The following is a 15,631-nucleotide window of genomic DNA, read 5'->3' on the forward strand; positions in this document are numbered from 1 at the left end:
TAAGAGAGGTGCTTACGAAATACGATTACAAAAATGTCAAAGAACTTAAAAATAAACAATTAATAATCAGTGGGTTTTAAGCGCCCACCAATGAGGTGAGGTATTTAATTTCCAGTATGGATTATTAGGATATTCCCATGCATCAAGTCCGTCTGGTAACAAATGAATCAGATTGCCTTCTTCATCTTCATAAGCTTTCATGTCGTAACTTCTTGGATAATTAATGATGTTTTGCATGTACCCATCATTGGTTCCGTAAAGTCCTGATCCGGTTAATGTTTTTGTTGAAGAAGTTGAAACATAATTAAACTTGGTTCCGAAGGTGAAAATTCCTTCTTTTCTTTCAAGGTTAACTAAGAACGAAGATCTTTGATAATCGGTAGTTGGAACAATACCGTCCTGATCAGTGTGAGCTAATGAAATGTAATAGCTGCCCTTTTCGTTACCACCGCTAACATTAAAGGAAGTTTCATAGGTCCAGGCGTTCTCAAAGAAGTCTTCCATGTTGTTGTATCTTGTATCACCACTTTGAAATTCTTCACCCCATGATAAGTGGGTTTGATCTGTAAAGTTACCACCATCGCGATCAGCAGTACCGGCTTTATAAACACCTTGTTGTGATGGTAGTCGATTTACCTGATCCAAACGAGTTCTGAAGGAAAAGTTAACCTTTGCTTTTCCTTTTCCTTTTTTTGTTGTTATAACTATTGCTCCGTTTGCTGCTTTTAGTCCGTAAAGAGCAGAAGCAGCAGCTCCTTTTAGTACTGTCATTTCAGCAATGTCGTCTGGATTTAAATCAGAAATAGCATTTCCCATATCCAATGAGGAAGCAGACAAACCATCTGTTAATGAGTTACCAACGGCAGTAGTGTTATCCACCGGAACACCGTCAACAACAAATAAAGGTTGGTTGTCAAAAAGGAGGGATGTTCCACCTCTGATAATTATTTGAGATGAGGCTCCGGGAGCTCCACCGGAGTTGGTAACCGTTAAACCTGCAACTTTTCCGGCAAGTGAATTGACAAGGTTCGGTTCTGCTCCAATAACTATTTCTTCAGCTTTAACATCTTGAATCGAATAAGTTATTGTTTTTTTCTCGCGGCGAATACCCAATGCTGCAACTACTACATCATCAAGGTATACATCACCACTTAAAACTATGTTGATATCTGTTTTTTCACCAACACTGACTTCTTTTGTTTTCATTCCTACAAAAGAATAAACGAGAGTAGCACCTTTATTAACTTTGATGCTGTAAACACCAGAAGCATCGGTGATGGTTCCATTGGAAGTTCCCTTCTCTAAAATTGCAACTCCTGGCAAAAGCTCGCCGTTGTTGTCTTTAACTGTTCCTTTAATTAATAGATCCTGTGCTATAAGGCTATAACTACAAAGAAACAAACTTAAAAGTAGAATGATTTTTTTCATAGGCATATGTTTGTGTATTAAATGACTCCATTGATACAAGTAAAAATTTTACTAATCCTTTCGTCAACCCAATACTTATCTTACTATATGCCTAATTAGCAATGGCTTTTACTTTATAATAGAATATAAATTTCAGTATGTGTGCGTGCGAATTACTATTAATATGTATGTTGTAATACATGTGATTCAAAGATAATAATAACATTTTGTATATCTAGCAAAGTGTTATAATATTTTTAGAATCTTATAGTAATTCTTGAATCTGATGAATTATTAATAGCTGATGTTTTTTGTATAATAACTGAAAGCGCTATTCCCATAAATTAAAAATAGTTTAATAACTCAATACCTGAATCAGACTGTTTTAAAATTAATTTTAAGCCTTGTTAATCTTTTGAAATAAGGTTCAGAACTTCAGGCCTCATTTATTTTCTAAATCTCATTAAACATTATGTAATTTTATGTGAGTAATTAGTTAGGTCTTCTTGTAATAAAGGAGAACTATGATTTCAACTTTAGGCTTTTAGAGGATTTCATAGGGTTCTTCATTTTATTATTGTTAAACATTAAATCCAAAAATTATGAATGTTAGAAGACTACTATTTAGTTCAATTCTTTTTTTAACAACAATTCCTTTTCTTAATGCTCAACAGATTAGTACAGAGCAAATAAAATGTTATTTGAAATTTGATAATAATCTGGACAATTCGTCAACGAGTGGAGCTACTTTTTCTCAAACTGTAGGTAATGATCTTACTTATGATACCGGTAAGTTTGGTGAGGCTGGATATTTCAATGATATGGCAGTTGTATCATCAGGAATAGATTTCAATCCGGTAAACAGTTTTACTTTAATGGCATGGGTTCAAATGGATCAGCTTTCTTTTGCACAAACCTGGGTGCACCAAAAGGATGTTTCAGGTCAGAATTTCGGCCGTATTCATATGGAAGTGTTAGATGCAAATGTATTAGGTTCTTTTACCGATGGAATCCGATGTGATGATAATACAGCCATTTCTGCTGGTACATGGTATCATTGTGCTGTAGTAAAAGACGCTTCTGCTGGCAAAAGATATATCTATGTGAATGGTATTTTGGTTAATGAAGTAAATGGTGGAAATGAAAGTAATACCGGTGAAATTGTTTTAGGTGCCAGAAAGAATGAGACAGAATATTTTGTTAAAGGAGGACTAATGGATGAATTGTTGCTAACATATGAAGTACTTGATGCAACAACAATTAATTCAATAATGAATGATGGTGTTGCAGCAGCTATGACTTCGACTTCTATTAAGAAAATGCCTTTGCAGGCAAATAATTATTACTCAAATGGCCAAATCCATCTTTCGTTTAGTGGCGATGTTTCTGCTGCTTCATATGCAATATATGATGTTACCGGTAAGTGTTTATTAGAAGATAATATTTCAACAAAGACCAATTCTATACCTGTAAATCTTAGAAAAGGATTATACATCTTAAAGGTTTCTTCTGAAGAGGGTGTTGTATCTAGTAAGTTTATGGTTAAGTAATTAGGATGTACAAATATTTGTTTCTACTGTTGGTTTTTTGTTCTGCGGTAATCTTAAAAGCCCAGGAAAAGCCAAACATCATGATCATCATGGTTGATGACATGGGTTATTCAGATTTAGGCTGTTATGGCGGTGAGATTCAAACTCCTAATATTGATAAGCTTGCATCCGACGGAGTTCGTTTTACTCAAATGTATAACTGTGCTCGTTGTTGTCCAACGAGAGCATCTCTTTTAACAGGTCATTATCCACAACAGGCAGGTATTAATGCTATGGGAGTTAACCTGAATCGCAATGCAGCTACCATTGCAGAAGTTTTAAAAGAAAATGGCTATCACACCGGGATGACCGGAAAATGGCATCTGTCAGAGACAAAAGCATTAAGTGATGCTCAGGAGCATTTAAGATGGTTAGCTAATCAGGTTGATCACAGTCCTTTTGCTCCTGTCGAAAGCTATCCTTCCAATCGTGGTTTTGAAGAGCATTGGGGTGTTATTTGGGGTGTTGTAAACTTTTTTGATCCTTTTAGTTTGGTTCATAATGAAACACCAATAGCTGAAGTGCCGGATGATTTTTATATGACTGATTTTATAACCGATAAATCAATTGAATTATTGGATCAGTTTTCGCAGGATGATCAGCCATTTTTTATGTATGTTGCTCATACAGCTCCTCATTGGCCATTGCATGCTTTGCCTGAAGATATTGCCAAATATGATGGTAATTATGATGATGGATGGGAAGTACTAAGACAGACGCGTTACCAAAATATGGTAAATATGGGTATTCTAAACAGTGAAACATGTGCTTTGCCTGAAAATTCATCAGGAAGAAGTTGGGCTGACTGTCAGGAAAAAGAATACGAGTCTAATTGCATGGAAGTTCATGCTGCAATGATTGACAGGGTTGATCAGGGTGTGGGAGAAATTATAAAGCATTTGCAGGATATTGGCGAATATGATAATACTATCATTTTTGTTTTGTCTGATAATGGAGCTTCTTACGAAAGAGGTTACCCTCCCGGATTTGACCGACCCGGATTTACCAGAGATGGTACAACCATTGTTTACAATGCTCAAAATCCAGGGCCGGAGACTACCTGGAACTATATTGGACAGGCATGGGCTAGTGCTGTGAATACGCCATTCCGCTATTGGAAAAAAGAATCATATGCAGGTGGTACCACTACGCCAATGATTGTGCATTGGCCAAATGGCTTGCAGGGAAAAGAGAATACACTGAACAGGGGAGTAGCCCACGTTATTGATGTTTTACCAACCTGTCTTGAACTGGCTGGTGCAACCTACCCTGAAACCATCAATGGAGAAACTACGCTTCCTCCTTCAGGCAAAAGTTTGATGGCGCAATTAAATCAAACTTCTGTTAATACACACGATACTGTTTTTTGGGAACATGAAGGTGGAAAGGCTGTTAGAGTTAATGATTGGAAGTTAGTTTCTTTGCCAAATACTCAATGGGAATTATATGATCTTTCTTCTGATGCTTCTGAAATGGTTAACCTGGCTTCAGAGTATCCTCAAAAAGTTTTCGAATTAGCCGAACTATGGGAGCAGTGGGCTATTGAAGTAGGCTTAAGAGAAGCCCCAGTGAATGTGCCTGTTGAAATGGTTTTTCATTATCCGTTTGATGGAAATGTCGATGATGCTTCAGGAAATGCAAATACGTTACAATCTGTTAATGGATATGACTTTAGCGCAGGTCAACATGGACAGTCGTTATTACTAAATGGTACCAATCAATACCTGGATTTAAATACTGAGAATCTTGTTAATCCGCAATCTACACCTTTTACTGTTTGCGCATGGGTTTATAATACATCTGATTATGTTCCTGGGACCGATAGCTTTTATGAGGAAGTGATTCTGGCTCAAAAAAACGGATCCAGTGATGGTAATGGCAGAATCTTCACCTATTACAGGTTATTATCTCAGAGTGGAAGCTTTAATAACTTTTTAGGTGCGAATGCTAATCTGTCATCCAGTGGTTCTTTTGAGCGAAATAAGTGGATACATGTTGCACTGCAATGCGATCCTCAAAGCCAGACTGTAAAATATTATATCAATGGAGAAAAAGATATTATCTGTTATACTCCTGCGTTTGAGAATTGTACTGGTGGTTTCAGAATTGGAGCTCATAAAACGGGTGATAAGAACTTTTGGGGAGGTAATATTGATGAGCTTTACCTGTTTAAAGGATTGTTAAGTCAGGAGGAGATTAATGATGTTATGAATGATCAATGGTCGCCATCAACTGATGTAACCAAAGCCTTGGAATCGGAAATTATCGTCTTTCCTAATCCTGCTGATGATATAATTACCGTAAAGGGAGTTCGTTGTCAGAAGTTAGAGTTATTTAGTATTTCGGGAAGCTTGGTTCTATCTTGTTATAATTCAAATGCAATGAATATTGAAAATGTCTCTAATGGGCAGTATATTCTAAAAATTTATGACGACAACGGCCAGTCAATTAATAAGAAAGTAATTGTCCAGTAAATAGTAATTACCATTTCTGTTATCAGAAAGGTAAGTAAAGAGAGAGGTCATTGAGCTTTAAAGTTCAGTGACCTTTTTTTTTATAGTCTGCCTGTAAATGTTGTTGTCTGACAATAGTTATATTGAAACTAGATAAACAGCTTTTATAATAATGTTTGTTAACCTTAATAAACTGCCCGGAAATTTATACTTTCGTATGATGCACAATATTTTCTTAAAAAAAATACGTTTTGCGCGTGAGTAATTTGGTTAAGAAAATTGTATACAACTTGAGGAAGTGTTTTTTATCAGGTGCAGATTTGTTGTATGTATTTGGTTTTAAGGGGATAATATTTAGAGTTAATTTAGGTAATTTCTCCTTAATAATCATTCATACTGAAGAGGTTTAATTTTTGATGAAATGAAAAAAGTATTATTTGCTGTTTCTGTCTTAATAATCATTCTCGGTGGTTTTAGTGGATGCGGGCTGATGGAAGGAAATAATGATGTGATTCTTAATCCTGTTTTGCCTGGTGATTATCCAAATCCTACTGTAGTGAAGATAGGGGATTGTTATTACGCTTCAGCAACAAGTAATGAATGGTCACCATTGTTTCCTATTTTTAAATCGTATGATTTGCAAAAATGGGAGTTGATTTCATATGTTTTCCCCGGAGGTGCACCGGATTGGGCCAATAAGAACTTTTGGTCTCCTGAATTGGCTTATGATGAAGAACAGCATAAAGTTTATTTATATTATTCAGCCCGAGATAAAGAAACTAACAGAATGTCGATAGCCGTGGCTTCGGCAGATTCGCCAGAAAAACCATTTACTGATCATGGTCCACTGATTTCTCAGGAAGTTGGCTCAATTGATGCCTTTGAAATGAAAGATCATAATGGAAAAATTTATTTGATTTGGAAGGAAGATGGAAGTAGTGTAGGATTACCGACACCTATTCTTGCACAGGAAATAAACAAAGACAGAAGTAAGTTATTAGGAGAGCCTGTTGAACTTATACGAAATGATCAGGTATGGGAAAATGGTAAAGTTGAGGGAGTATGCTTGTTCGAAGAGGATGAATATTTCTATATGTTTTACTCATCAGGAGAATGTTGTGCAGTTAATTGTAACTACAAAGTAGGTGTTGCACGTGCGAAAAACCTTTTAGGTCCGTGGGAAAAATATCAAAGTAATCCGATACTAAGAGCCAATGTTGACTGGAAATGTCCTGGACAAGGTGCCGTTGTTACGAAAGATGGAGATCATTTTTTGTTATATCATGCCTATAGTCGTGAAGGAAGTGTTTATGTGGGGCGTCAGGGAGTGTTGGAAAAAATATTGTGGACTGATGATGAATGGCCTTATTTTAGCAATGCACAAACATTCAATCGTCCAAAAGAGAACATGAATTTTGAGGATGATTTTAAGGATGCATTGGATTTGATCTGGCAATGGCGTGTTACTCAAAATATTACTTATGCAACCGGGGATGAAGGGTTGATGTTGGGAGCTTCTCATGAGAACTATGATTTAGGTAGCTTATTGGTTCAACCAATGAAGTCTATCCATTATGAGTTTGTGGCTACAGTTGATGTAGGTAATTCAGGTTTAAATTCAGAAGGTGGGATTGGATTGATTGGAGCTGTTAATAATGATTTCTATGCACCACTTGCAGGTATTGGTATTTCAGCTAGTCATGATTTGATTAAGGTTTGGAAAACAAGTGATGCTAAAACATCGATCCTTGGAGAATTTTCTGTTATGGAAGTGGGTGATGATATCATAGACTTAAAAATGGAAGTAATTGAAGGACATTTTATTGATTTTTACGTAAAGGTGGATGGACAGTGGAAGAAAATTATTGAATCGGTTGATGCGTCAGTTTTTGTGCCGTGGGGAATGGGTTACCGATTGGGTTTGGTTGCCAAAGGTGAAAACAATGAATTTGTTAATATTAAAAGAGTAAAAGTTACGAATTAAATATTGTTCTAAGGGATAAAAAGAGTAAAAGAATTAACAGCATTAAGGAGGTGCTTTTGAAAAAATCTACAAACGATAACGTAAAATCTAGGGCATAGATGAAGTTGAGAAACGAAATAATTGAGAAGTAAATGCCCGAAAGTAAAGCCCTGAACTTTAATGATTATTAAATGAAATGGTTATTAAAGGTTCTAAATCATGTTAATCTAAATTTGTGAATTTGAAAACGAATCGATCTGGTAGCATAAGTCCGCAGGTGATCAAACGACTTAAGGAAGGGGATATGCGTGCCTACAAGCAGATATATGAAAGTTTCAGTGAGAGTCTTTTTCACTTTACCTTTTATTATCTGAAAAATACTGCGGAATCGGAAGAAATTGTTCAGGAAGTGTTTTTGAGAATATGGGAAATTAAAGAAGAGATTGATGAAAATAAATCGTTTAAGAGTTATCTGTATAAAATGACTATTAATAAGGTTTATAACCATTTAAAACATCAGGTAGTGGAGCAAAAATACGAAAACTATCTTCTTCATTATAATCATTCATTTTCTGAAACTCCTGAGACAAGTATGGACTATAAAGAGTTGGATGAAAAAATCTGCTCATTATTGGAAAGGTTGCCTGATCAGCAAAGGAATATATTTAATCTGAGTAGGATTGAAGGTATGCCTAATCCAAAAATCTCAGAGAAGCTGGGATTGTCAATTCGTACTGTTGAGAATCAAATATATAGGGCAACAAAATTTTTAAAGCAACATTTAAAAGATGAATATCACCTGGCTCTTTTCTTTATTATCTGGCTATTTAACTAGATAATGAATAAAAAAAGACAAGAATTTAAGATTTATGTGAGTAAAAAAGGAATGGTGATTGTATTAGTTAGTAGAAATGAAAAGCGAAAAAGAAATACAAGATAGGTTTAAGATACTTCATAAGCAGTTTGTGGAGGGGAACTGTTCTGTCAGCGAATTGGAAGAGTTAGATGCGCTGATGGAAGAGCATGAATCTGCCAACAGTATTAAAAGCCAAATGCATTCTGAGTTGGAGAAGGAGGAATTCGTGAAAGAGGGTGCTTTTAATAAAGATGGATTATTTGATAAGATAAAAAGTGAAATTGATTTTCAATCCGGAGAGAAGAGTAATAAGGTAAGAAAGTTATATATTAATCTCACACGGGTTGCAGCAATAATTATATCCTTTGTTTTAGGAGGTGCAGCCTTTTATCTGTTTCAAAGTAATTTTAATAAAGAGGTACCTGTAGTTAAGTTCAGCGAAATTGTTACTCCTCTGGGAGCTAAAACAAAAGTAGTTTTACCCGATGGTTCGGTTGTATGGGTAAATGCAGGAAGTCGTTTAAAATATTCTAACCTTTTTAACGAAAGCAACAGAAAAATATCATTGGAAGGTGAAGCTTACTTTAAAGTAGCCAAGAATAAGGATTTGCCTTTCGTTGTTGATGCATATGGGTTTTTGGTTGAGGCTGTGGGAACGGAGTTCAATGTAAAGGCTTATGAAGAAGAAGCGACCATAGTTACCTCATTGGTTGAGGGTAAAGTGAAACTTAATCATGAAACCGAGAAAATTGCTAAAAATGTTTATCTAAACCCAAATCACAGGGCGACCTTTTATAAGTCTGATACACATGAAAAAAGCAAACCTCGTTTAGTTATAAATACCAATGTTGATCTGACTCCAATTATTGCATGGCGTGATAATCAGTTGATTCTGGATAAAGAATTATTAAAAGATTTGGCTGTTAAGTTAGAACGTATGTACGACTGTAAATTTCATTTCGATGCAGATGAAATAAGAAATTATGAATTTACAGGTTCGATTAATAATTTGACACTGAATGAAATAATGGATGTAATTAAAATATCTTCTCCAATAAAATATAACATTAAAGGAAACGATGTTTATGTAAGAAGAGATGAGCAACGTAGCCGAAAATTTACAAAATATTAGGCATCAGTGGTTAGTTGAGTAATTCCCCGTATTTTCAGCTAAACTTCTGTTCTTTCTCTTTATACAGTAATCTATGACTTGGAATGTCCATAGAAATTGTATAAACTTCGGTAACTTTATTGTGATGCAAAATCTTAGGGGATCTGTAATTTATAGAAGAGCAATACTCAAATCAAAATTTCAAGCTTTAAAGCATGGAACAGTGATTGCTATTACATTTTTTCTTCTGGTAAATATTACAGTTAATGCCCAAAACGAAAAGATAAGTGGCAATTTTTCCGGTAAAACCTTAAAAGAAGTTTTTAGCTTGATTGAAAGTCAAAGTACATATCGATTCTTTTTTAATGAGAACTTCATTAATACCAATAAAGTGGTTAATATGAGATTCAATAACGAAAGTATTGAAGATGTACTAAAGAAGTTATTTAGGGGATTAGAAGTTAGATATGAAATAAAGGAGAGTGGGTTAATTGTTTTGTCAACAGAAAGTGACAAGAAGAATTTCAGAGTTTATGGAAGAGTAACAGATAGGTCGGGTCATCCTTTACCGGGCGTTGCAACACTTATAAAAGGTACAACTATAGGCACAATTACAGACATAAGAGGAAATTATTCATTGAATGTAAATGACAGTAATGCATCGTTGTGTTTTTCATTTATTGGCATGCAGTCGCAGGAAATATTAATTGCAAACAATGAAAATATTGATGTTGTCATGCTTGAGTCTCCTTTTGGATTGGGTGAGATAATAGCTGTTGGCTATGGCACCATGAAAAAAGGCTCTATTACCGGGGCAATTTCATCCATAAAGGATATTGATATAGATCAAACACATGCTACTACTGTAAGTACATCGTTAGCTGGAAAAATGGCAGGGATATCTTACCGTATGTCTGATGGCAGACCCGGTTCGAGTGCTTCCATCCAGATACGGAACATGGGAAGTCCGCTGTATGTAATTGATGGTATTCCGAAAGATGTAGGTCAGTTTAATAATATAGCTCCCAATGATATTGAAAGTATCTCTGTTTTAAAAGACGCATCAGCTGCCGTGTACGGAGTAAGAGCTGCTAACGGAGTAATTGTTGTAACAACAAAGAGAGGAAAGAAAAGAACAGACAACCATATCAATGTTGATGCATTTATGGGTTGGCAGAATTGGTCACGTTTCCCACAAACAGTAAATGCTTATCAATGGATGCTTGGGAAGGCTGATGCTGAGATGAATGAATTCGGACAAACATCTATCACACCACAAGAATTAGCCAGGTGGAAGAAGGGAACTGAGAGTGGATATAAAAGTTTTGATTGGTACGATTTTATCATTCAAAAAAATTCACCACAGAAGTCTATTAATGTAAATACAACCGGTGGCTCTGATCGTATCAGCTACTATTTATCATTTACCCAACTGGATCAAAACTCGGTATTGGGTGATGAGTTTATTTTTCATCGGTCTAATATTCAGTCAAATATTGATATTGAGGTAACAGATCGTTTTCAGCTGGGAATGCAGTTAAACGGAAGAGTGGAGAAAAGAGATTATCCTGGCGTTCCAGGTACAGATGATTACTGGGCTCCTATTTATGCTCTTTTCAGAAACAGACCAACCGAGCGGCCATATGCAAATGACAATCCCAATTATATAAACAATATTGGTCATAATTCTGAGAATTGGGCTTTGTTGAATAAAGATATCTCAGGCTACTGGAATGAGACCTGGAGAGTTGTTCAGGTTAATCTTACGGGAGAGTATGAATTTCCTGTTAAAGGTTTAACAGCCAAGGCAACATATTCATATTATTTTGCCGATAGGCTGATGGATGGACATGAATATACCTACGATACTTATACTTATTATCCTGAGAACCCGGAAGGAGAGCAATATGTTGTGACCTTTAGTATGCAAAATCCATGGCGCGAAAGAGGTACTCGAAAAGTGATTGAAGATGTAACACAATTGCAGCTTGATTATCATAGAAGGTTTGGAACCCATGACGTAAAAGCCACTTTTGTAAATGAACGTTTGCATAGACGAGATCAGTCGGTGTGGGTGCATGCTGTGCCAACTACCAATGATCTTACCTTAATTCAATTTGAAGACATGGATACCTATAATGATGGTGATTCCAATGAAGCCCGAATTGGTTATGTGGGACGAATCAATTACAATTATGCAAACAAATACTACCTTGAGTTATCTGGAAGGATGGATGGTTCGTGGAAATTTGCTCCAGACGTTCGTTGGGGATTTTTTCCATCTGTTTCAGCTGGCTGGATGATTACAGAAGAACCTTTTGCAAAGTCAATCTTAAATGAATCATTATTTGATTTGAAGTTGAGATTATCATATGGAGAATTGGGAGATGATGATATTGCGGGTTTAGGAGCTTTTGATTATTTATCTGGATATACATATGGATCTTCTACAGTAATAATGGATGGAGAAGTTATAACCGGAGTAAGAGATAAAGGAGAGCCCATAACTAATATTACCTGGTATACAAGTAAAATAATTGATGTAGGTGCTGATTTTACTATAGACAATGGAAAGGTTAATGGATCAGTTGATTTTTTCCGAAGAAAAAGAGATGGTCTAAAAGGAAGAAAATATGATATTTTGATTCCAAGTGAGATTGGTTATGATCTTCCCGATGAAAATGTTAGCAGTGATGCAATCGTTGGTGGTGAATTTACTTTAGCATATAATGGTAAATTACAAGACTTAAAATATACTATTGGTGGAAATTTTTCTTTTGCCAGGGAGAAATTTCTACACTCATACAAACCTATGTGGGGTAACTCCTGGGATTATTACCGGAATTCGTCAGAAGAAAGATGGACAGGTGTATTTTGGGGGTATGAGGTTGAAGGTCAGTTTCAGTCGATGGAAGAGATTAATAATTATGATGTTGACATTGACGGATATGGCAATAGTACACTTCTACCTGGCGATTTGATTTATAAAGATACCAACGGCGATAAGATAATTGATTACCGGGATGTTCGACCCATGGGTTATCCCAATGATCGTAATCCGGCAATTAATTTTGGTTTGAATTTTTCTTCAACCTATAAAGGATTTGATTTTAAGGTTGATTTCTCTGGAGGTGCTATGTATTCGTATAATCAGTTGTCTGAGATGAGAGTACCATACCAAAGTGGAGGTAATTTATTGAAGTTTATTTACGAGGACAGATGGCATCGTGAGGATCCGTTTGATGTGAATAGTGCGTGGATTCCCGGGAAATACCCGGCACTTCGGTTTAATAATGGATCGCATAGTAATTATTCCAGAAATTCAAACTTCTGGCTAACCAATGTATATTATCTGAGAATGCGAACAATGGAATTAGGATATTCAATACCTAAAACATTATTAGAGAAGGTTGGTATCGAAAAATTCAGGGTTTATTTAAATACATACAATCTGTTTTCGATTGATAATTTGAAAGAGATTGGTATTGATCCGGAAACAATGAGTTCTAACGGAGTTCAGTATCCACAAAATAAAATAGTAAATATTGGTGTGAATCTTTCTTTCTGATGATGGATAGGATATCTTACATATTACTGTTAATAATACTGTTAGGTGGCCAAGCCTGCCAGGATAACCGCTTTCTCAATGAGGAGCCTAATGATGTGTTATCCGAAGAGCAGGTGTGGAGTAATCAAACCTTAATTTTAGGATTGTTGGCTGATTTGTATAACCGAATTCCTGAATATCAGACGATTGAAAATTGGTGGAACTTCAGTGATTTCGATGAAGCATTCGGTTCTGCCTATTCCGATTATTGGAGACAAAAAAATACCCAATGGAATTACGATGAGTGGGCATTTAACTGGGATAATTATTACACTTATCTACGCGAAATAAATCTGTTTATACAAAAAGCCAATTCCGATTTGGCAGATTGGCTTGATGAGAATGATAGAAATAGATACATTGCTGAAGCAAAGTTAATACGAGCAACACTCTATTTCGAAATGGTGAAACGAGTGGGAGGAGTCCCCTTAATAACCGAGCCATTAACATACGATTTTAGTGGCGATCCAACCTATCTTGAACACCCAAGAGCTAAAGAATCAGAAATCTATGATTTTATTCTGTCAGAATTGGAAAGTATACTTGATTACTTGCCTAATGACGTAGACATTAAAAGTAGAGCCACCCAAGGTCTTAACCTGGCTATGTCATCAAGGGTAGCATTGTATGCCGCTTCCATAGCAAAGTATGGTGTCAATACCCCTGAAGTTTCATTGCCTGGCGGAGAGGTGGGTATTGATGAGTCAAAAGCAAATAATTATTACCGAAAATCTTTAGAAGCTGCAGAGAAATTATTGAAAAGCAGTATTTATTCATATGAACTTTATCTTGAAGATCAAGAGGATCTTTCATCTAATTTTGCAAATATTTTTCTTAAGAAGACGAATAATAGAGAAGTCATCTTTGTGAAAGATTTTCAATTGCAGAGCGGTGTAACAAATAATTTCACGGTTGAGAATCAGCCATGGTCAGGTACAGAAGATATGGAAGGCGGACGAATGAATCCTTCATTAAATCTTGTTCAGTCATTTGAAAAACTGGATAACACTTTTGAATTGCTACAAGTGGCAGATGAAAACGGAGACTATTACTATTATGATAATCCTACTGATTTATTTAAAGATAGAGATGCCCGTTTGATGGGTACTGTTTTGGTGCCTGGTAGTAGTTTTAAAAACAAGAACCTGGATATTTGGGCTGGATACATTTTAAGCGATGGAACGGTAATTAGCGGCGATACATATGGAGCCCGAAAAGTTTTGCCTGATAAGAACGAAGAAGAGAAAGTAGTTGGGATGGATGGTCCTATAAATAGTTTGGAATTTACGGCTCAAAGCGGGTTTTATTGTCGTAAATATCTCGATCCAACAACGGGCTCAGGACAGCGTGGTGTTAAAAGTGAGGTTTGGTGGGTGCGTTATCGGTTGGGCGAAGTGTATCTGAATGCTGCTGAAGCTGCCTTTGAATTGGGTGATAAATCAAAAGCAGCAGATTATATAAATACACTGCGTTACAGGGCCGGGTTTAAAACTGATCTGACTGCTGCTGATCTAACATTTGACAGAATTGTGCATGAACGAAAAGTGGAGCTGGCCTTCGAAGGTCATCAATTGTGGGATATGAAAAGATGGCGCCTGGCACATAAAGTGTGGAACGGTGATAAGGTCGACTTAACTCAAAAACCATGGAAAGCTGATGAAGTGAGTAACAGAGTTTATGCATTGTGGCCATACAAATATTATAATCCGGGTGATGAAAATGATGGTAAATATATTTTTAAGATTGTATTACCGGCAGAGGTAACCGGAGCCGATTATTTCAGAATGGGTAATTATTATTCTTATATCAGTGATGAAGTGAGAAACAATAATCCACTGATCGTTATTAATCCAAATCAATAGAAAGTTATGAAAATGAGGAGTTGGATTATATTGGTGTGTATTTTCTTAGGAATGCTCTATTCATGTAAATATGATAATTACAATGAACCTGAATCATTTCTGACAGGGAATCTGATTTATGAAGGAGAAGCCATTAATTTGGGTAATGGTGATGTTATCATTGAATTATGGGAAGATGGCTGGCAAACAAAAAATGCTATTGACGTATCTGTTGCACAGGATGGATCGTATTCAGCTAATGTATTTAATTCAACTTACAAGTTAGTTATTCCATCGTCTCAAAATCCTTTTCAAACTATAGTAAATGAAATAACAGATTCAGATACGATTATAGTTGAAGTTAATGGAGATATGCATCTTGATATTGAAGTGTTACCATATTATTTAATTCAGGATGTTGATTTTTCGGTTATTGCGAGAGATGTGTCAGTAAATTTCTCAATTAATCAAATACTAATAGAAGATTCAAAGAGTATTGAAAAAGTTTATTTATATATCAATAAAGGTCAGTTTGTAGATCTTCAATGGAATATTGCCGACGCTTCAATGGAGGCAGGCTCTATAGAAGATCTGTCTTCAGTAACATTGACAGTAACTGTGCCGGAGTTGACACCTGCCCAGGATTTTGTTTTTGGCAGGATAGGGTTAAAAATAAATGGAGTGGAAAAGATGATCTTTTCCCAGGTTCAAAGAATTAGTTTTTAGGAAAAAAAACATATTTAATCAAACATGTCTGATCATCAGTATGATGATTGGTTAGGAATTTATACGCCTTTTTTTAAA

At 35.8% G+C, this 15,631-nt stretch carries 9 protein-coding genes; 8 read left to right on the forward strand and 1 reads right to left on the reverse strand.

What is annotated here, in order from left to right:
• Positions 1–66: 66 nt before the first annotated feature.
• Positions 67–1,428, reverse strand: coding sequence for a TonB-dependent receptor plug domain-containing protein (locus ACRD62_RS10450; protein ID WP_430820056.1), 1,362 nt, complete (start codon positions 1,426–1,428; stop codon positions 67–69).
• Between the two features lie 581 nt (positions 1,429–2,009).
• Between ACRD62_RS10450 and ACRD62_RS10455 the strand changes: the two genes are divergently transcribed.
• The 8 genes from ACRD62_RS10455 (at position 2,010) to ACRD62_RS10490 (ending at position 15,553) form a co-directional block, all read left to right on the forward strand.
• The gene (locus ACRD62_RS10455; RefSeq protein WP_430820057.1) at positions 2,010–2,957 is read left to right on the forward strand and encodes a LamG-like jellyroll fold domain-containing protein; all 948 of its coding nucleotides are present in this window, start codon (positions 2,010–2,012) and stop codon (positions 2,955–2,957) included.
• A gap of 5 nt (positions 2,958–2,962) precedes the next feature.
• Entirely contained in the window at positions 2,963–5,470 is a 2,508-nt protein-coding gene (locus ACRD62_RS10460; RefSeq protein ID WP_430820058.1) for a sulfatase-like hydrolase/transferase, read from the forward strand.
• Positions 5,471–5,870: 400 nt separating this feature from the next.
• On the forward strand, positions 5,871–7,433 hold the full coding sequence (locus tag ACRD62_RS10465; protein WP_430820059.1) for a glycoside hydrolase family 43 protein: 1,563 nt from the start codon (positions 5,871–5,873) through the stop codon (positions 7,431–7,433).
• A gap of 220 nt (positions 7,434–7,653) precedes the next feature.
• On the forward strand, positions 7,654–8,247 hold the full coding sequence (locus ACRD62_RS10470; protein ID WP_430820060.1) for an RNA polymerase sigma factor: 594 nt from the start codon (positions 7,654–7,656) through the stop codon (positions 8,245–8,247).
• 76 nt (positions 8,248–8,323) lie between these two features.
• Entirely contained in the window at positions 8,324–9,400 is a 1,077-nt protein-coding gene (locus tag ACRD62_RS10475) for a FecR family protein (RefSeq protein ID WP_430820061.1), read from the forward strand.
• A 124-nt stretch (positions 9,401–9,524) separates the two neighbouring features.
• Positions 9,525–12,947, forward strand: coding sequence for a TonB-dependent receptor (locus tag ACRD62_RS10480; RefSeq protein WP_430820062.1), 3,423 nt, complete (start codon positions 9,525–9,527; stop codon positions 12,945–12,947).
• Positions 12,947–14,848 (forward strand): RagB/SusD family nutrient uptake outer membrane protein, encoded by a 1,902-nt coding sequence (locus tag ACRD62_RS10485; RefSeq protein ID WP_430820063.1) that lies wholly within the window; start codon positions 12,947–12,949, stop codon positions 14,846–14,848. Before ACRD62_RS10480 ends, ACRD62_RS10485 begins: the two co-directional genes overlap by 1 nt.
• Positions 14,849–14,854: 6 nt before the next feature.
• Entirely contained in the window at positions 14,855–15,553 is a 699-nt protein-coding gene (locus ACRD62_RS10490) for a DUF3823 domain-containing protein (RefSeq protein ID WP_430820064.1), read from the forward strand.
• Positions 15,554–15,631 lie beyond the last annotated feature (78 nt).

It is taken from the genome of Carboxylicivirga caseinilyticus, from assembly GCF_050589785.1.
Lineage (GTDB): Bacteria > Bacteroidota > Bacteroidia > Bacteroidales > Marinilabiliaceae > Carboxylicivirga > Carboxylicivirga caseinilyticus.